The organism is Nocardia sp. NPDC004260 (assembly GCF_053603155.1).
Genome location: NZ_JBSGEZ010000014.1, coordinates 38767 through 56068, shown reverse-complemented (window position 1 = coordinate 56068; position 17302 = coordinate 38767). Strand labels below are relative to the sequence as shown.

Sequence of the window (17302 nt, the reverse complement as noted above, 5' to 3'; positions counted from 1 at the left end):
GGCACGTCGAACTCTCGGCGTGCCGCTCGCTCGCGCGGATCAGCGCGGCAAGCGCTCGATGATGGTGGCGTTGGCGGTGCCGCCGCCCTCGCAGATGGTGAGCAGGCCGTAGCGGCCCTCGATCCGCTCGAGCTCGTTGAGCAGCGTCGCGAAAAGCTTCGCGCCGGTCGCGCCTAGCGGGTGACCGAGGGCGATGGCGCCGCCGTTGACGTTGACCTTCTCGGGATTCGCGCCGGTCTCCTTCAGCCAGGACAGCACCACGGGCGCGAACGCCTCGTTGATCTCGATCACGTCGATGTCGTCGATGGTGAGACCGGACTTCTCCAGCGCCCACTTGGTCGCCGGGATCGGCGCGGTGAGCATATAGATCGGGTCCGCGCCGCGCGCGCTCACGTGGTGGATGCGCGCTCGCGGCGTCAAGCCGTACTCCTGCACCGCCCAGTCCGAAGCGAGCAGGGTAGCGCTGGCGCCGTCGGAGATCTGGCTGGCCACCGCGGCGGTCAGCGGGCTGCCCTCGGCCAGCGCGGGCAACGAAGCCATCTTCTCCAGACTGGTCTCGCGCGGGCCCTGGTCGATCCAGAAATCGCCGACCGGCACGATCTCGTTGTCGAAACGGCCGTTCTTGATCGCGTCGCGGGCCCGCTCGTGGCTGCGCAGCGCCCAGCGCTCCATCTCCGCCCGGCTGATGTCCCACTTCTCGGCGATCAGCTGGGCCGCGCGGAACTGGGTCACCTCGGCGGTGCCGTAGCGGTGATCCCAGCCCTGCGATCCGACGAACGGCGAGTCGAAGCCGTACTCCTTGCCCGCGAACATGGCCGCGGAGATCGGGATCGCGCTCATGTTCTGCACGCCGCCCGCGACGATCACCTCGGCGGTGCCGCTCATGATGGCTTGGGCGCCGAAATTGATGGCCTGCTGGCTGGATCCGCACTGCCGGTCCACCGTGACGCCGGGCACTTCTTCGGGATAGCCCGCGGCCAGCCACATGGTGCGGCCGATGTTGCCCGCCTGCGGGCCGACGTTGTCGACGCAACCGACGATGACGTCGTCCACATTCCCCGGGTCGATCGGGTTGCGGTCCAGCAGGCCGCGCAGCGCGGCCGCGCCCAGATCGGCCGGGTGCACGCCCGCCAGTGCGCCGCCGCGCTTGCCGACCGGGGTGCGTACCGCATCGATCACGTAGGCGTCCCGCAGCGGGGCATACGGACGACGGGACGCGGAAGGTGCTGACATGTAAAGACTCCTACGTGGTGCGCGCGCCGGCGGTGAGCCCGTCGAGCACGATGGTCAGGTACTGCTTCGCGAGGTTCTCGACGGTGACCGGGCCGCCGGGGCGGTACCACCGCACCGCGACCCACACCGTGTCACGCAGGAACCGGTAGGCCAGTTCGACATCCAGCTCCGGCCGGAAGCTGCCGTCCTGGACGCCGTTGGTCAGCACCCGGTGCCACAGCTCGCGGAATTCGCGGTTGTACGCGGCGATGTAGGTGAACCGCTCGGAGTCGCGCAGCCGCTTCGCCTCGGCCTGGTAGATCGCCACCGCGGCGTGCCAGCGGTCGAACGACTCGTAGGACGCGAGCACCAAGGCTTCCAAGGTGTCTCGCGAACTCAGACCGGAGGCGACGATCTCGCGGTAGCGGCCGAACAGTTCGTCCAAGAATCCGCGCAGGATCTCGTCCACCATCGACTCCTTGGAATCGAAGTGGTGATAGAGGCTCCCCGATAGGATCCCGGCCGCGTCGGCGATGTCGCGCACTGTGGTCGCGCGCAATCCCCGCTCGGCGAACAATTCGGCCGCCAAGGCGAGCAACTCGCTGCGCCGTGCTGATTTAGAGGCGTCTGGTGCGGGCACACGGCCATCATACAACCAAGCATTTGCTTGGTATAGGGGCCCCGCTCAACGGGCCGAATAGCGCAGCGGCGAGGACACCGAGAGATCGGCGAGCAGGCGATCGCAGATGATCACCGGCGAGACGCCCGCGCGCGCCATCCGGGCGACGAGCGCGAGACGACGTTCGCAGCTGTCCCACTCCACGGTGAGCTGACCGCGATCGGGACCGGCGTCCACCGTGGCCATCACTCGTGGCGGGCCGCCGCGCACCGGCTCCTCGCTCAGCTTCAGCACCATGCCGCGCTGCCAGGCGTGGTAGGTGTCCATGTCGGCCCCGATCACCAGTTTGTCGGTGGCCGCGCACAGGCCCTGCGCGATCTCGTCCGCGAAGGTCACCTGGTCGAAGCGGAATTTCCGGCATTTCGCCACCACCGCGAGCAGGTCGGCGCGCACCTCGCACAGCAAGTCCGTCTGGCGCTGCCTGCGCTGCTCCTGCTCGCTCTCCGTGCTGTCGGCGCTGAGGCCGATGCGCCGGGCGCGCTCGCGATCGCGCGCCAGATCGGCTCGCAGGGCGCCCCGCGGATCGCGGGCGACCTCTCCCTCGTCGACGGCGTGCTGCTCGAGAATCCGCGCGGCGGCCGTGGCGACCGCGCTTTCTGAGGTGTGCTCGATGAGCTCGGCGCCGAGGGTGAGGGCCGAGAGGACGAGGCTGTCGAGCCGCCGCCTGGCCAGCACGACTTCGCGCACCACATCGAGTTCCAGTTGTTCGCGGGCAGGTGGGCGATCCCGGCCCATAGCCATCGCCCCCTTGAAGAGCGCGGATCCGATCTCATCCAGCATGGCACACCGCGCCGCGCTCCGGCTCGTCCTTTTCCACCTGATCAGCCGCCCATTTCACGCGGCAGACACGATGCGAGAAGGCGATCGCAATACGGCGTGGAAGATCTCTCCTGGCGTGGCGGACGAACGGCTGCTCGGTGGTCGCCGGGTGTGCTCGTCCGCCCCGCGCGGAGCGGACGAGCCCGAAAAGCCCGTGGGCTCAGGCGCGTTGGCTGCTGATCGAGACCACCTCGCCGGTCAGGTAGGTGGTGTAGTCACTGGCCAGCATCGCGATCGTGGCGGCGACCTCCCAGGGCTCGGCCGCGCGGCCGAACGCCTCGCGCTCCGACAGCCGGTCGAGCAGTTCGGTCGAGCTGACCTTGTCCAGGAAGGCATGCCTGGCGATGCTCGGCGCGACCGCGTTGATCCGGACGCCGAGTTCGGCGGCCTCGATGGCGCTGCACCTGGTCAACGCCATGACGCCCGCCTTAGCCGCCGCGTAGTGCGCCTGGCCGTACTGCGCGCGCCAGCCGAGCACGCTGGCGTTGTTCACGATCACGCCGCCGTGGCCTGCGTCGCGGAAGTAACCGAGGGCGGCCCTGGTGCAGCGGAAGGTGCCGTTGAGGGTGATGTCGAGGACGCGGTCCCACTGCTCGTCGGTCATGTCGACCACGGGCGTCTCCCCGCCCAACCCGGCGTTGTTGACCATGATGTCGATCCGGCCGACGGCCTCGGCGGCGCCGCGGATCAGCGCGTTCACCTGTTCGGTGCTCTGCACGTCGCACGGGATCGAGGCAACGCGCCGGTCCGGGAACTCGGCGGCCAGCTCGGTCGCGGTCTCGGCCAGACGCCGCTCGTGCCAGTCGGAGACCACCACGTCCGCGCCCTCGGCCAGCAGCCTGCGCGCGGTGGCCGAGCCGATGCCGGTGCCCGCCGCCGCGGTGACCACGGCCGAACGTCCGGTCAGCAGGCCGTGCCCAGGAACGGGCGCGGGGGGGACCGACAGCGGCCCCGTCACGGGCGGGCCTCGCGCGGCAGGCCGAGCACCCGCTCGGCGATGATGTTGCGCTGCACTTCGTTCGAACCTCCGTAGATGGTGTCGGCGCGGGTGAACAGATACAGCCGCTGCCATTCGTTGAGATCGTTCTCGCCCGCCACCAGGCCGCGGGCGCCGAGCACGGCCATCGCCAGCTCCCCCAGCCCGCGATGCCAATTGGCCCACAGCAGTTTCGCCACCGAGGCCTGGCCCGCGCCGTCGTCCACGCCCGCGCCCTCCATCGTGCGCATGGCGTGCGCGCGCAGCACCCGCAATCCGACCCAGGCGCGGTCGATCCGGTCGGCGATCAGCGGGTCGTCGGCCGCGCCGATCCGGCGGGCCAGAGCCTCGATGTCGGCCAGCTCGCGGGCGAACCGGATCTGCTGACCCAAAGTGGAGATGCCGCGCTCGAAGGTGAGCGTGCCCATGGCGATCCGCCAGCCGTCGCCCGGCTCGCCGACCACCAGGTCGGCCGCGGTGCGGGCGTTGTCGAAGAAGACTTCGTTGAATTCCGATGTGCCGGTCAGCTGGATGATCGGGCGCACGTCGATGCCCGGCTGCTTCATCGGAACCAGCAGGTAGGACAGGCCCTTGTGCCTGGCGGAGCCGCGCTCGGTGCGGGCGACGACGAAGCACCAGTCGGCCACGTGGGCCAGCGAGGTCCAGATCTTCTGCCCGTTGATCGACCACTCGTCGCCGTCCAGGTGCGCCGAGGTGGTGATGGCGGCCAGATCGGAGCCTGCGCCGGGTTCCGAATAACCCTGGCACCACAGTTCGCTGACGTTGCGGATGCCGGGCAGGAACCGGTCCTTCTGGGCCTGGGTGCCGAACGCGAGCAAGGTCGGGCCGAGCAGTTCCTCGCCGACGTGCGACACCCGCGCGGGGGCGTTCGCCTTGGCGTACTCCTCGTGGAAGATCACCTGCTGGCGCACCGTGGCCTCGCGGCCGCCGTACTCCTTGGGCCAGCCCAGGCAGGTCCACCCGGCCGCGGCCAGGTGCCGGTCCCAGGCGAGGCGTTCGTCGAACGCCTCGTGTTCGCGGCCGGGACCGCCGAGGCCGCGCAGCGCGCGGAATTCGCCGTTGAGGTTCTCCTCCAGCCACTCGCGCACTTCGGCGGCGAATCGCTCGTCCTGCATGGCGGAAAACCGCCCATCCGGAGCGGCGGTGTCGGATTCTGAGGTCTGGATCGCACCCACGTCGGTAGGATAACCTACCAAGCACTTGCTTTGTAGAGTGCACGCATAACTCGCTCGCGGACGGTAAGGACAACCGTGACAACCCCTGCACAGACGACACCGATGGCACTGCACCACGCCGCTCGGACCTTCGGCGACGCCCCGGCGATCGCCGACGGCGAGGTGCGGCTGAACTGGGCCCAGTTGCTCGAGGCGGTCCAGGAAGTGGCACGGGCGCTCATCGCACGCGGGGTGCGGACGGGCGACCGGGTGGCCATGTGGGCGCCCAATACCCACCACTGGGTGATCGCCGCGCTCGCCGCGCACTACGCGGGCGCGGCGCTGGTGCCGCTGAACACCCGCTACGTGGCCGACGAGGCCGCCGACGTGCTCGGACGGGTGGACGCGAAAGCCCTGTTCATCGCGGGGCCCTTCCTCGGCCGCGACCGCTTGGCCGAACTGCGCGCGTCCGCGTCCGATCTGGCCATCGACACGGTGGTGGTGATCCCGGTCGAACCCGGCACGGAGAACACCGACATCGCCGCGCTGGACTGGTCGGAACTCGCGACCGTCGCCGCGCCGGTCACCGTGGCCGAAGCCGAGGAACGCGCCGAGTCGGTCCGTCCCGACGACATCTCCGACATCCTGTTCACCTCCGGCACCACCGGCCGCAGCAAGGGCACGCTGGTCGCGCACCGGCAGGCGCTGTCGGTGGTGCGGGCCTGGGCGGAGTGCGCCACCTTGCGGGGCGACGACCGGTATCTGGTGGTGAACCCGTTCTTCCACAACTTCGGATACAAGGCGGGCATCCTCGCCTGCCTGGTCACGGGAGCCACGATCATCCCGCAGGTCACCTTCGACGTGCCGGAGACGATGCGGCTGATCGGCGCGGAGCGGGTCACCGTGCTGCCCGGCCCGCCGACGATCTATCAGACGATCCTGGATTTCCCGCGCCGCGCCGAATTCGACCTGAGTTCCCTGCGGGTGGCCGTCACCGGAGCGGCGACGGTGCCGGTGGTGCTGATCGAGCGGATGCGCTCGGAGCTGGCCTTCGACGTCGTCATCACCGCCTACGGCCTGTCCGAGAGCGCGGGTTTCGGCACCATGTGCCGCGTCGACGACGACGCCGAGACCATCGCGAACACCTGCGGTAGGCCGATCGCGGATTTCGAGTTGCGCCTCGGCGAGGCGGGCGAGGTCCTGCTGCGCGGGCCGAACGTGATGCTCGGATACCTGGACGATCCGGAGAGCACCGCGGAGACGATCGATGCGGACGGCTGGCTGCACACCGGCGACATCGGCACGGTCGACGACCGTGGCTACCTGAAGATCACCGACCGGCTCAAGGACATGTACATCTCCGGCGGCTTCAACGTCTACCCCGCCGAAGTGGAACAGGCGCTGGCCCGGCTGGACGGCGTAGCGGAGTCGGCGGTCATCGGCGTGCCCGACACCAGGATGGGCGAGGTGGGCAAGGCGTACGTGGTGCGCAAGCCCGGCTCGGGCGTGACCGAGGACCAGGTGCTCGCCCACGCCACCACCGTGCTGGCCAATTTCAAGGTGCCGCGGTTCGTCGAATTCCGCGACCAGCTGCCCTACAGCGCCGCCGGGAAAGTGCTCAAGCGTCAACTACGTGAGGAGAAGTCGTAATGTCGGAACCGGCAACACCGGACGAGGGTCCGGCGATCCCGGACGAAGGTGAGGTCGTCACCTACGAGCGGCGCGGACGCGTCGCGATCGTCACGCTGAACCGGCCGGACTACCGCAACGCGCAGAACTCGGTGATGACCTACGCCCTCGACGCCGCGTTCGAACGCGCCGTGGAGGACCCCGAGGTCGGAGTGATCGTGCTCGCGGGCAACGGCAAACACTTCAGCGCCGGGCACGACATCGGCACGCCCGGCCGCGACCACCACGTGCGGTACCAGAACAAGGCCGCGCTGTGGTGGGACCACGTGGACCGGGCCGGCGGCGACCAGCGCTTCGCCCGCGAGCTCGAGGTCTACCTCGGCATGTGCAGGCGCTGGCGGGAGATCCCCAAGCCGACCATCGCCATGGTGCAGGGCGCCTGCATCGCGGGCGGACTCATGCTGGCCTGGGTGTGCGATCTGATCATCGCCTCCGACGACGCGTTCTTCTCCGATCCCGTGGTCCGCATGGGCATCCCGGGCGTCGAGTACTTCGCGCACCCGTGGGTGATGGGTCCGCGCGCGGCCAAGGAGTTCCTGTTCACCGGCGACCGGTTCGGGGCCGCGCAGGCCAAGGAGTGGGGCATGGTCAACCGGGTGGTGCCGCGCGCCGAACTGGAGGCCGAAACTCTCGCGCTGGCCGAGAAGATCGCCACCATGCCGCAATTCGGTCTCGCGCTGACCAAGAAGGCGGTCAATCAGGCCGAGGACCTGATGGGCATGCGCTCGGGCATGGATTCGGTCTTCGGCCTGCACCACTTCGCGCACGCGCACAACGCCGAGGTCGGCGCCGACTCGCTGGGCGGCATGAACGCCAAGTCGATGAAGGCCTCCGCGAGCACCGCAGAACAGAACGGAACGACCTAGTGGATCTGGATCTCGATCAGGCGACCCAGGAATTCCAGCGGGAGGTCCGCGAATTCCTGGCCGCGAACAAGCCCGCGAAACCGCTGCCCTCCATGGACACCAAGGCGGGATTCGAGGCGCACCGCGCGTGGGAGCGCACCCTCGCCGACGCCCGGCTCTCGGTGGTGGCCTGGCCGGAGGAGTTCGGCGGGCGCGATGCCTCGCTGCTGGAATGGGTGCTGTTCGAGCAGGAGTACTACGCGGCGGGCGCGCCGGGGCGGGTCAGCCAGAACGGCATATTCCTGCTGGCGCCAACGCTTTTCGAGCACGGCACCCCGGAACAGCTGGAACGGATCATGCCGCGGATGGCGCGCGGCGACGACATCTGGGCGCAGGCGTGGTCGGAGCCCGAAGCGGGCAGCGACCTGGCCGGTATCCGCTCGACCGCCCGGCGCACCAACGGTGGCTGGCTGCTGAGCGGCCAGAAGACGTGGAGTTCGCGCGCCGCCTTCGCGGACTGGGCATTCGGGCTGTTCCGCAGCGATCCCGAGGCCGAGCGGCACAAGGGCCTCACCTACGTGATGTTCCCGCTGTCCGCCGACGGGGTCTCGGTGCGCCCGATCCCGCAGCTGGACGGCGAACCCGGCTTCGCGGAGATCTTCCTCGACGACGTTTTCGTGCCCGACCGTGATGTCATCGGCGCGCCCGGCGAGGGCTGGCGCGTGGCGATGAGCACCTCGAGCAACGAACGCGGCCTCTCGCTGCGCAGCCCCGGGCGGTTCAGCGCCACCGCGCGACGGCTGATCGATCTGTGGCGGGAGGCGGGCGACGAGGACAACACCGCGCAGCGCGACGCGGTGGTGGACGCCTGGATCGGCAGCGAGGCCTACCGGCTGCACACGTTCGGCACGGTCACCCGGCTCAACGAAGGCGGCAAGCTCGGCGCGGAATCCTCGATCACCAAGGTGTTCTGGTCCGAACTCGACATCGCCATGCACGAGACCGCGCTCGAGGTGCTCGGTCCGGCGGCGGAGCGTTCCGGGCCGTGGACGGACGGATACCTGTTCGCGCTGTCGGGACCGATCTACGCGGGCACCAACGAGATCCAGCGCAACATCATCGCCGAGCGGCTGCTCGGACTACCGAGAGGAAGCAGCCGATGAGATTCGCGCTCAGTCCCGAACAACTCGATTTCGCCGCCAGTCTGCGCAAACTGCTGGAGGCGGGCCGCGCGCCCTCCGCCGTGCGCGCGTGGGCGTCCGGTGACAGCGGGCCCGGTCGCGCGTTGATCCGGCAACTGGCCGAGGCCGGTGTGCTGGGTCTGGCCGTGGCGGAGGAGCACGGCGGCATCGGCGCCGAACCGATCGATCTGGTCGTGGCGTTCCAGGAGATCGGCCGGGCGGCCGTGCCGGGACCGCTGGTGGAGACCGCCGCGGCGATTCCAGCACTGCTGCAAGCGCTTCCGGACCGGAGCCCGGCCGCGCGCCTGCTACCCGGCTTCGTGGAGGGCACGGCGCTGGGCACCATCACGTTCGATTCACCCGGCCACGGCGGCGTCGCACTGGACGCCGACACCGCCGAGGTGGTGCTGGTGGCCGGTACGGACCTGGTGTCCACCGGGCACCGCAGCAGCCTGGTGCGATCGGTCGATCCCGCCCGCCGCCTGTTCGCGGTCGCCGCGGACGAGACCGTTGTCCAGGGTGACCAGGTCGGCGCGGCCGTGGCCGCCGGTTTCGACACCGGCGCGCTGGCGTGCGCGGCCCAGCTGCTCGGGGCGGGAAAAGCGCTGCTGCACGCGTCTACGGAATACGCCAAGCAGCGCAAGCAATTCGGCAAGCCGATCGGCGAGTTCCAGGCCGTGAAGCAGAAGCTGGCCGACGTGCTCATCGCGCTGGATCTGGCCGAGCCGCTGCTCTACCGTGCCGCGCTCACCATGACCGGGCCCACCCGCGGTCGGGACGTCTCGGCCGCCGTCATCGCCTGCGGCGACGCCGCCTACCGCGCGGCCCGCACCGCACTGCAGGTACACGGCGCGATCGGCTACACCGCCGAGTACGACCTGTCGCTGTGGCTGACCAAGGTGACCGCGCTGCGTTCGGCCTGGGGCACACCGGACCTGCATCGCGCCCGGATCGCCCAAGCGCTGCGGGAGGACACCGAACCCACCCCGCGGGGCATCGCATGAGCGGTCAGGCCCGGAGGCGGCAGCGCAGCGTCACCACGCAGGGCCCCGCTCATGCGACAAACCAGCCCAGCATGAGCGGTCAGGCCCGGAGGCGGCAGCGCTTCCCTCAGAAAGGACACCGATGAGCACCGCCGAACATCAGGATTTCCTCGCTTCGGTGCGGGCGCTGCTGGCCAAGCACGCCGGGTCCGCCGCGGTGCGCGCCGCGATGGACACCGAGCTCGGCTATGACCCCGCGCTGTGGCGGCTGCTGTGCGAGCAGATCGGCGTCGCCGCGCTCGCGATTCCGGAGGAATACGGCGGATTCGGCGCGAGCCTGGTCGAATCCTTGCTGGTGGTGGGCGAATTGGGCCGGACGCTCGCCGGGGTGCCGATGCTCGGCTCCGCCGTCCTCGGTGCGCAGGCGGTGCTGCTGACCGGTGACGACGAAGCGTGCGCACGGCTGCTGCCCGAGGTGGCGGAGGGCACCCGCACGATCGCGGTCTGCTGGGCGGACGAGCGCGGCTGGGACGAGCCGGGTGTGCACGAGACGGACAGCGCCCTCACCGGGACCGCGCACTACGTGCTCGACGGGATGTCGGCCGACACCTTCGTCGTCGTCACGCCGACCGGTCTGTTCGAGATCGAACCCACCGCGCCGGGCGTCACCCGCAGGCCCGCGCCCACCATGGACCCCACCCGCAAACTGGCCGAAGTCGGTTTCGCCGACGCGCACGCGCGACGGCTCGGCTCGGGTGACCGGTCCGGGACGGTCGCCCGGCTGCGCGAGATCGCATGGGCGGCGGTGGCCGCGGAGCAGGTCGGCGCCGCCGACCGCTGCCTGGAGACGACGGTCGACTACGCCAAATCCCGCGTGCAGTTCGGCCGGGTGATCGGCAGTTTCCAGGCGCTCAAGCACCGCATGGCGGACATGTACGTGCTGCTGGAATCGGCCCGGTCCGCGTCCGTCGCGGCGACCGCGGCGGTGGCGGCGAACAGCCCGTCGGCCGCCGAGGACGTCTGGGTCGCCCGCGTGCACTGCTCGGAGGCGCTCACCGCCATCGCGGCCGAGACCGTCCAGTTGCACGGTGGCATCGCGATCACCTGGGAACACGACGCGCATCTGTTCTTCAAGCGCGCCCACGCGGACGCGCAGCTGTTCGGGGCCGCGCACCGCCCGATGACGCAGCCCGCCTGAGCCGGGGCGGGGCGCACCGACCTGGTCGGCGACGCGCCCTTCCTCGATAGGCTGTCCGGCGTGGTCCCGATGCACTAGGATGTGACAGGCGCCACACGCGCATGCCGGGGGATGCGTTTTCGAGTGGCACCGCAGGTCGGAATCGGTGCCGTAGCGAGTCGAGATGCCGGCTCGCCTCCCAAAAAGTCGTCGGGGCCCACCAGCCGGGAGGATGCCATGACGCAAACAGTGCATTCCGATCTCGAAGCATTACGGTCCACCATGGACGGGCCGGTGTACGGCCCAGCGGATACCGGGTACGACCGGGCCCGCGCCATCTGGAACGGCGACATCGACCGGCACCCCGCCGTGATCGCCCAGTGCCTGTCGCCGCGTGACGTGGCCGCGGCGTTGGCCTTCGGCCGGGACCGGGGGCTGGAGATATCCGTTCGCGGCGGCGGCCACTCCTACAGTGGGACCGCGGTCGGCGAAGGCGGCCTGATGATCAACCTGAGCGCTCTCAAGGGCGTCGTGGTGAATCCGGAAGCCGAGCGCGCCCGGGTCGGCGGCGGAGCGACGATGGCGGACATGGACGCCGCGACCCAGCAGTACGGGTTGGCGGTGGCCGGCGGGGTGATCAGCGATACCGGCGTCGGCGGCCTCACCCTCGGCGGCGGCATGGGCTGGCTGACCCGCATGGCGGGGCTGGCCATCGACAACCTCGTCTCGGCGCAGGTGGTGCTCGCCGACGGCCAAGTGGTACGGGCCTCGGAGACCGAGAACGCGGAATTGTTCTGGGCATTGCGCGGCGGCGGCGGAAATTTCGGAGTGGTCACCGAATTCGAGTACCGCCTGCATCACGTCGGGCCGGAAATCCACCTCGGCTTGCTCTTCTGGGACATGCCGGACGGCACCGACGCACTCCGCCTGATCCGTGAGTTCATCCCCACTCTGCCGCGCCGGTCGGGAGCGTTGATCGCGCTGGCGATGTCGGCGCCGCCCGCGCCTTTCGTCCCGGAGCGATACCACGGCCACGCGGGCCATGCCCTGATCGTCGCCGGTTTCGGCACGGCCGAGGAGCACGCCGCCGCGGTGGCGCCGATCCGGAACGCACTGCCGCCGCTGTTCGAATTCCGCACCCCGATGCCGTATGCCGGATTGCAGCGGATGCTCGACGCGGCGGCGCCGTGGGGCCTGTACGGCTACGAGAAGGCCCTCGACCTCGACGATTTCTCCAACGACGTCATCGCGGTGCTGATCGCGAACGCGGCCAGGAAAACCGCGCCGCTGTCGTTCATGCCGATCTTCCCGCTCAGCGGCACGTTCAGCACTGTCGGTGAGGACGACACGGCATTCGGCGGCACGCGCCGTTCGCATTACGAGTGCAACATCACCGCGATCACTCCCGACACCGAGACCCTCGCCCTGGACCGGGAATGGGTCCGCACGACGTGGGATGCGCTGCGTCCATTGGCTTCCAACCATGGCGGGTATGTCAATTTCATGGCAGACCCGGACCATACCCGGGTTCGCGAATCGTACGGACGCACGAAATACGCGAAGCTGGCGCACATCAAAGCCGACTACGACCCGGGCAACGTCTTCCACCGCAACGCCAACATAGCCCCCGGCTGACCTCCGAGTTCACTCGTCCGAGCGTCCCTCGGCCGCATCGGGGCGCAGGCCGTGCAGAACGATCCGCACGAGCCTGCGCCAATCACCGCTGCCGCTGCCGATGGTGGCGGACAACGCGCCGACGATCATGTAGACGTCCGCCACCGTGCAGTCGTCGCGCAAAGTTCCGGCGGCCCGGTCCCGCTCGACGAGCTCGCCGATCACGTCCTCGAGCCTGCCGCGGGATTCGCCCCTCGGCTCGCTGCCCGCCGACTGCCGCGCCGTCTCGATCGCCGCCGACAAGCCCCGGTCGGCCGCCAGCACCTCGCCGACGTGAAGCAGGTAGCGTGCGAGCCCCTCGCCGGGCTCGGCGCGCAGGCATTCGGTGCGGGCGAACTCCTCGATCTCGGCGAAGCGCTGCTCGGCCGCGGCCTCGATGAGGTCGGCATGGGTGGGGAAATGGCGGTAGACGGTTCCGACGCCGACTCCGGCGGCGCGCGCGATCTCGGTCAGTGGCACGGCACTGCCGTGCTCGGCGAACAGCGTGCGCGCCACGGACACGATGCGGGCGCGGTTGAGCGTAGCGTCGGCGCGCTGCTTGCGGGCCGATGGTGGCCTTGACACTGACGATCCCTCCGGGTTTACGCTTCAAATGGAATCGGATTCCGGTTCCGTTTCATCGCTTCGAAGGGTAGCACTTCATGTCCCACAATCGTTTCCGCCTTCTGACCCCCGGCGAGGCACGGCCCGGCCGAGTGCCGCTGCCGCCCGCGTTCGCGGTGAAGGCCACCACCGCCGACACCGAGGGCAGGTTCTCCCTGCTGGAAGTGACCCTCGCGCGCGACATCCCCCGGCACACACACCACATCGCGGACGAATGCGTCTACGTGCTCGAAGGCACGCTCGACGTCGAGTTCGACGACCGAACCCTTTCCGCGACGGAAGGCATGTTCGTGTTGCTGCCACACGGCGTGCCGCATGCCCTGCGCCGCGGATCGCAGCCGCCGCCGTGAGTGCTACAGATCTCCTCACCCGGCGGCTGGGAGTGCTATCTGGAGGACCTTTTCGAAGCCGGAGCATCGGTGCTGACCGAGGGCGTGCTGGATCCGGTGAAGATCAATCCCATCGCGGCCGCATATGACATCCACTACGAAGAATCGGCGAGTCCCGTTGCCGGACAGGTGGATTGATTCCCGCACCGCCGACTTGGGCAACCCGGCGGACCCCACCGTTCCGCCGGGATCCACCTCATGTGCCCGACTTCACCACAAATAGATAGTTAGCCTATGTAATAATATTCCTCGTGCGGCAAGCTCAGGTGAATGTAGCGGATGACATCGTCGTCGACCTTCTCGTCACCGCGGGCAGGCTCACTCGGCTGGCCGGGGTGATCAGCGGCGACGACCTGCCGCGAGCCATGTTGCGGGCGCTGGCGGTGCTCGACGAACACGGCGCGCTGCGGGTCAGCGAATTCGCCAGGATCGACCGATGTTCACAGCCGGCGGCAACGGCGCTGATCGGCAAGCTGGTCGCGGAAGGCTACGCGACCCGGCGCAAGGACCCGGAGGACTTCCGGGCCGTGATCGTCGAACTCACCCCGGCCGGGCGGACCCGGCTGGCCGAGTTCCGCCGCGCATTCGCCACCGCGATCGGTGAACACCTGCCCGGCTTCGACACCGAGCGACTGGTCCGGCTGGACACCGAACTGCACGACCTGCTGGAGGCCCTGAAAAAGGCGACGCGACAGCACGATCCGATCTCGAGGGAACACTGATGAGCACTTTGGCTCCCACCCGCGCCCCGGTCGCGGACAACACCAAGCAACCGAAAGCCGTCTGGGCGGTCGCGTTCGCGAGCGTGATCGCGTTCATGGGCATCGGCCTGGTCGATCCCATTCTCAAACCGATCGGCGAGCAACTCAACGCGTCTCCGTCCCAGGTGTCGCTGCTGTTCACCAGCTACATGCTGGTGACCGGCGTGGCCATGCTGGTCACGGGCGTGGTGTCCAGCCGTTTCGGCGCGAAGAAGACGCTGCTGGCCGGGTTGGCGATCATCATCGTGTTCGCGGCGCTGGCCGGTATGTCGAACACGGTGGCGCAGATCGTCGGTTTCCGCGCGGGCTGGGGCCTGGGCAACGCCCTGTTCATCGCCACGGCGCTGGCCACCATCGTCGGCGCGGCCAGCGGCGGCGTGGCCCGCGCGATCATCCTCTACGAGGCGGCGCTCGGCATCGGCATCGCGACCGGTCCGCTGGTCGGCGGCGTGCTCGGCGGAATCAGCTGGCGCGGCCCGTTCTTCGGCGTGTCGGTGCTGATGGCCATCGCGCTGGTGAGCATCGTCGTCCTGCTGCCGGAAGGCCCCAAGCCGACGCATCACACCTCGATCGCCGCGCCGTTCCGCGCGTTGCGCTACCGGGGGCTGCTGGTCGTGAGCGTCACCGCCCTGCTGTACAACTTCGGCTTCTTCACCCTGCTCGCCTACACCCCGTTCCCGCTGGACATGGGCACCTATGCGATCGGCTTCATCTTCTGCGGCTGGGGTGTGCTGCTGGCGATCGCGTCGGTCTTCCTCGCTCCCCGGTTACAGCGCCGGTTCGGTTCGCTGCCGATGATGGGACTCTCCCTGGGCCTGTTCGCCGCCGACCTGGCGATGATGGCCGTGTTCGCCGAGCACAAGCCGGTGCTGATCGTCGGCACCGTGCTGGCAGGCCTGTTCCTCGGCGTGAACAACACGCTGATCACCGAGGCCGTGATGATCTCTGCGCCGGTGGAGCGGTCCACCGCCTCGGCGGCATACAGCTTCGTCCGCTTCGCGGGCGGCGCCGCGGCGCCGTACCTCGCGGGCAAGCTCGGCGAGCACAGCATCTCGCTGCCGTTCTGGGTGGGCACGGCGTGCACCGCCGCCGCGGTCGTCGTCCTGCTCGCCGGGCGCGCCGCCTTGGCCCACCTCGACGACCACGATCCCGCACCGCACAGCGTCGAGGAAGCCCAGGCCATCACGGTCGGCGACGACTGATCCCCGAGCGCACCGAAGGCAGCCACCAGCGTGGCTGCCTTCGTCGTTCTCGCACCCTGGCGCGGGCCGGTGCGAGGAGTACGGTCAGGAGATATGACCGAAGCGAAGCGGGGGCGCGTCAGCGTCGAGACCAGCCAGAAGCGTGTGCGCGTCTATCTGGGCGGGCACTTGGTGGCCGACAGCGCGCGGCCGGTGCTGGTCTGGGAGAACCCGCACTACCCGACCTACTATCTGCCCGTCACCGACCTGCGCGCCAAGCTCGAACCGAACGGGCAGACCCGGCACTCCACCAGCCGCGGCGACGCGACGGTCTACGACCTCATGGTCGACGGCACGACAGCGGGCGGCGCGGCGCTGCGCTACCACGAGTCGCCGCTGACCGAATTGCGCGAGCTGGTTCGCTTGGAGTGGGGCGCGATGGACGAGTGGTTCGAGGAGGACGAACCGATCTACGTCCACCCGCGCAACCCGTACTCACGCGTCGACATCCTGGCCAGCTCCCGGCATGTGCGGGTGGAGATCGACGGGGTCACCGTCGCCGACTCGCACGGGCCGCGCATCCTCTTCGAAACGGGTCTGCCCGCGCGGTACTACCTGCCGATGACGGACGTCCGCATGGATCTGCTGTACCCGTCGGCCACCCACACCAGCTGCCCGTACAAGGGCACCGCCGACTACTGGACCGTCCGCGTCGGCGGCAACGAGTATCCCGACTATGCGTGGGGCTACCGCACGCCGCTTCCGGAGAGCCAGAAGGTCGCCGGGCTGGTCTGCTTCTACAACGAGAAGGTCGACATCTACGTCGACGGTGCACTCCAGGAACGGCCCCGCTCGCCGTTCAGCTGAGTCCGAGGACAGCCCGCTCGCCCGTCCGTTCGGCGTCGTTCCCGTCCGCCGCGTCTTGCGGCGTGGGCAGGCCGGATAGTCCTCGCACGTAGCCGCCCCCGCGCACACCGCGACCGCGCACGGAGTTTCATCCGCAGGTCTGGCCGATGAACGCGCGGCTGCTGCCTGGTCAGACCGCGACCAGCGGCGGACTGTCGGCCGCACGGCGATATTGGCCTGGCGCCACACCGTATTCGCGTTTGAAGGCCTTCGCGAAGGCGAACTCCGAGGCGTATCCGACCCGGCGGGCCACCGCACCGAGGCTGCTGTCGGTGTCCCGGAGCAAGCGGGCGGCGGTCAGCATGCGCCAGCGGGTCACATAAGCCAGGGGCGGTTCGCCGACCGTCGCGAGGAAGCGACGCGCGAGGGTCGCGCGGGAGACGCCCGCGATGTCACCGAGGTCGGCGACGGTCCAGGCGCGGGCGGGCTCCTCGTGCACGGCGCGCAGGGCCGCCGCGACCGCGGGATCGGCGAAGGCGCCCGCCCAGCCGGAGGAGCACAGGTCGGACTGCTCGTCGAACCAGGCGCGCAGGATGAACAGCAGCAACGTCTCGAGGATCGCCGGCACGGCCGCGTCACTGCCCGGACGGGGCTCGGCGATCTCCGCGGCCAGCAGGTCGACCGCGCCGCGCAGCGCGGGATGTCGCCCCGGACGCGCGGGCAGATGGATGAACTCGGGCAACTCGTCGAGGATCGGATGGGTGCGGCTGCGGCCGAGTTCGTAAGCGCCGCACAGCAAGGCGGTCCGCACGCCCGGCCCGACGATCTCCCGTGGCTCACCGGGCTGCGCGGTCTCCGTGACCGGGGTGTCCAGACTGTCCACCAAGTCGTGGTCGGCCCCGCGCGGCATGAACAGCACGTCCCCCACGCCGAGTGCGATGGGTTCGCCGTCCGGCGGCACCACCCAGCAAGAGCCCTGCAAGACCACGTGGAAACCCGCGCCCGGCACTACCGGATACCGCCGGCCCCACGGAGCGTGCCGGATGAACAGGCCGGAGGTGGGACTGCCGGTGCGGATGGCCGCGATGGCCTCGCTGAGAATGTCCACCCAT

General features: G+C 69.6%; 18 protein-coding genes. 11 read left to right on the top strand and 7 right to left on the bottom strand.

All coding sequences use genetic code 11. The features are described 5' to 3' along the window. Nucleotides 1-39: 39 nt before the first annotated feature. The 5 genes from ACWEO7_RS10905 to ACWEO7_RS10885 form a co-directional block, all read right to left on the bottom strand. Nucleotides 40-1233 carry an acetyl-CoA C-acetyltransferase gene (locus ACWEO7_RS10905; RefSeq protein ID WP_452422621.1) on the bottom strand — a complete coding sequence of 398 codons (1194 nt, stop codon included), beginning with the start codon at nt 1231-1233 and terminating at the stop codon, nt 40-42. 10 nt (nt 1234-1243) lie between these two features. Further along, nucleotides 1244-1852: a TetR/AcrR family transcriptional regulator gene (locus ACWEO7_RS10900; RefSeq protein WP_039794829.1), complete on the bottom strand. Its 609-nt coding sequence runs from the start codon at nt 1850-1852 to the stop codon at nt 1244-1246. A gap of 45 nt (nt 1853-1897) precedes the next feature. Continuing rightward, entirely contained in the window at nt 1898-2671 is a 774-nt protein-coding gene (locus ACWEO7_RS10895; protein WP_452422619.1) for a hypothetical protein, read from the bottom strand. 199 nt (nt 2672-2870) lie between these two features. After that, nucleotides 2871-3668, bottom strand: coding sequence for an SDR family oxidoreductase (locus tag ACWEO7_RS10890; protein WP_452422617.1), 798 nt, complete (start codon nt 3666-3668; stop codon nt 2871-2873). After that, nucleotides 3665-4822, bottom strand: a complete 1158-nt coding sequence (locus tag ACWEO7_RS10885) for an acyl-CoA dehydrogenase family protein (RefSeq protein WP_452422739.1) — start codon at nt 4820-4822, stop codon at nt 3665-3667. The genes ACWEO7_RS10890 and ACWEO7_RS10885 overlap by 4 nt, the downstream gene beginning before the upstream one ends. 135 nt (nt 4823-4957) lie before the next feature. Between ACWEO7_RS10885 and ACWEO7_RS10880 the strand changes: the two genes are divergently transcribed. From ACWEO7_RS10880 to ACWEO7_RS10855, 6 genes are all read left to right on the top strand, one after another. Beyond that, nucleotides 4958-6511: a FadD3 family acyl-CoA ligase gene (locus ACWEO7_RS10880; protein WP_452422615.1), complete on the top strand. Its 1554-nt coding sequence runs from the start codon at nt 4958-4960 to the stop codon at nt 6509-6511. Further along, on the top strand, nt 6511-7416 hold the full coding sequence (locus ACWEO7_RS10875; protein ID WP_379250359.1) for an enoyl-CoA hydratase: 906 nt from the start codon (nt 6511-6513) through the stop codon (nt 7414-7416). The genes ACWEO7_RS10880 and ACWEO7_RS10875 overlap by 1 nt, the downstream gene beginning before the upstream one ends. Continuing rightward, nucleotides 7416-8558 (top strand): acyl-CoA dehydrogenase family protein, encoded by a 1143-nt coding sequence (locus ACWEO7_RS10870; protein ID WP_452422613.1) that lies wholly within the window; start codon nt 7416-7418, stop codon nt 8556-8558. The genes ACWEO7_RS10875 and ACWEO7_RS10870 overlap by 1 nt, the downstream gene beginning before the upstream one ends. Next, on the top strand, nt 8555-9580 hold the full coding sequence (locus ACWEO7_RS10865; protein WP_452422611.1) for an acyl-CoA dehydrogenase family protein: 1026 nt from the start codon (nt 8555-8557) through the stop codon (nt 9578-9580). Before ACWEO7_RS10870 ends, ACWEO7_RS10865 begins: the two co-directional genes overlap by 4 nt. 121 nt (nt 9581-9701) lie before the next feature. Further along, a complete protein-coding gene (locus tag ACWEO7_RS10860) occupies nt 9702-10757 on the top strand; it encodes an acyl-CoA dehydrogenase family protein (RefSeq protein ID WP_452422609.1) in 1056 nt (351 codons plus the stop codon). Between the two features lie 216 nt (nt 10758-10973). After that, on the top strand, nt 10974-12371 hold the full coding sequence (locus ACWEO7_RS10855; protein ID WP_452422607.1) for an FAD-binding oxidoreductase: 1398 nt from the start codon (nt 10974-10976) through the stop codon (nt 12369-12371). Nucleotides 12372-12380: 9 nt separating this feature from the next. Here the strand turns inward: ACWEO7_RS10855 and ACWEO7_RS10850 are convergent, their stop codons facing one another. Further along, nucleotides 12381-12974, bottom strand: coding sequence for a TetR/AcrR family transcriptional regulator (locus ACWEO7_RS10850; RefSeq protein ID WP_452422606.1), 594 nt, complete (start codon nt 12972-12974; stop codon nt 12381-12383). Nucleotides 12975-13051: 77 nt separating this feature from the next. On the opposite strand from ACWEO7_RS10850, the gene ACWEO7_RS10845 reads away from it, so the two are divergent. The 5 genes from ACWEO7_RS10845 (at nt 13052) to ACWEO7_RS10825 (ending at nt 16211) form a co-directional block, all read left to right on the top strand. Beyond that, nucleotides 13052-13363 (top strand): cupin domain-containing protein, encoded by a 312-nt coding sequence (locus ACWEO7_RS10845; RefSeq protein WP_452422604.1) that lies wholly within the window; start codon nt 13052-13054, stop codon nt 13361-13363. Then, nucleotides 13364-13540: a hypothetical protein gene (locus tag ACWEO7_RS10840; RefSeq protein WP_452422602.1), complete on the top strand. Its 177-nt coding sequence runs from the start codon at nt 13364-13366 to the stop codon at nt 13538-13540. A 113-nt stretch (nt 13541-13653) separates the two neighbouring features. Further along, nucleotides 13654-14124: a MarR family winged helix-turn-helix transcriptional regulator gene (locus ACWEO7_RS10835; protein WP_452422600.1), complete on the top strand. Its 471-nt coding sequence runs from the start codon at nt 13654-13656 to the stop codon at nt 14122-14124. Further along, nucleotides 14124-15365, top strand: a complete 1242-nt coding sequence (locus tag ACWEO7_RS10830) for an MFS transporter (protein ID WP_452422598.1) — start codon at nt 14124-14126, stop codon at nt 15363-15365. Before ACWEO7_RS10835 ends, ACWEO7_RS10830 begins: the two co-directional genes overlap by 1 nt. Before the next feature lie 93 nt (nt 15366-15458). Beyond that, nucleotides 15459-16211 carry a DUF427 domain-containing protein gene (locus ACWEO7_RS10825; protein ID WP_452422597.1) on the top strand — a complete coding sequence of 251 codons (753 nt, stop codon included), beginning with the start codon at nt 15459-15461 and terminating at the stop codon, nt 16209-16211. Between the two features lie 169 nt (nt 16212-16380). On the opposite strand, the gene ACWEO7_RS10820 is transcribed toward ACWEO7_RS10825, so the two are convergent. After that, entirely contained in the window at nt 16381-17298 is a 918-nt protein-coding gene (locus ACWEO7_RS10820; protein WP_452422595.1) for an AraC family transcriptional regulator, read from the bottom strand. Nucleotides 17299-17302: the final 4 nt, after the last annotated feature.

What these genes read in the sequence shown, in the direction of transcription:
- ACWEO7_RS10885 (WP_452422739.1), bottom strand. Translation starts at nt 4,822, where the DNA reads ATGCAGGACGAGCGATTCGCCGCCGAAGTGCGCGAGTGGCTGGAGGAG.
- ACWEO7_RS10855 (WP_452422607.1), top strand. Translation starts at nt 10,974, where the DNA reads ATGACGCAAACAGTGCATTCCGATCTCGAAGCATTACGGTCCACCATG.
- ACWEO7_RS10895 (WP_452422619.1), bottom strand. Translation starts at nt 2,671, where the DNA reads ATGCTGGATGAGATCGGATCCGCGCTCTTCAAGGGGGCGATGGCTATG.
- ACWEO7_RS10825 (WP_452422597.1), top strand. Translation starts at nt 15,459, where the DNA reads ATGACCGAAGCGAAGCGGGGGCGCGTCAGCGTCGAGACCAGCCAGAAG.
- ACWEO7_RS10830 (WP_452422598.1), top strand. Translation starts at nt 14,124, where the DNA reads ATGAGCACTTTGGCTCCCACCCGCGCCCCGGTCGCGGACAACACCAAG.
- ACWEO7_RS10860 (WP_452422609.1), top strand. Translation starts at nt 9,702, where the DNA reads ATGAGCACCGCCGAACATCAGGATTTCCTCGCTTCGGTGCGGGCGCTG.
- ACWEO7_RS10845 (WP_452422604.1), top strand. Translation starts at nt 13,052, where the DNA reads ATGTCCCACAATCGTTTCCGCCTTCTGACCCCCGGCGAGGCACGGCCC.
- ACWEO7_RS10865 (WP_452422611.1), top strand. Translation starts at nt 8,555, where the DNA reads ATGAGATTCGCGCTCAGTCCCGAACAACTCGATTTCGCCGCCAGTCTG.
- ACWEO7_RS10875 (WP_379250359.1), top strand. Translation starts at nt 6,511, where the DNA reads ATGTCGGAACCGGCAACACCGGACGAGGGTCCGGCGATCCCGGACGAA.
- ACWEO7_RS10905 (WP_452422621.1), bottom strand. Translation starts at nt 1,233, where the DNA reads ATGTCAGCACCTTCCGCGTCCCGTCGTCCGTATGCCCCGCTGCGGGAC.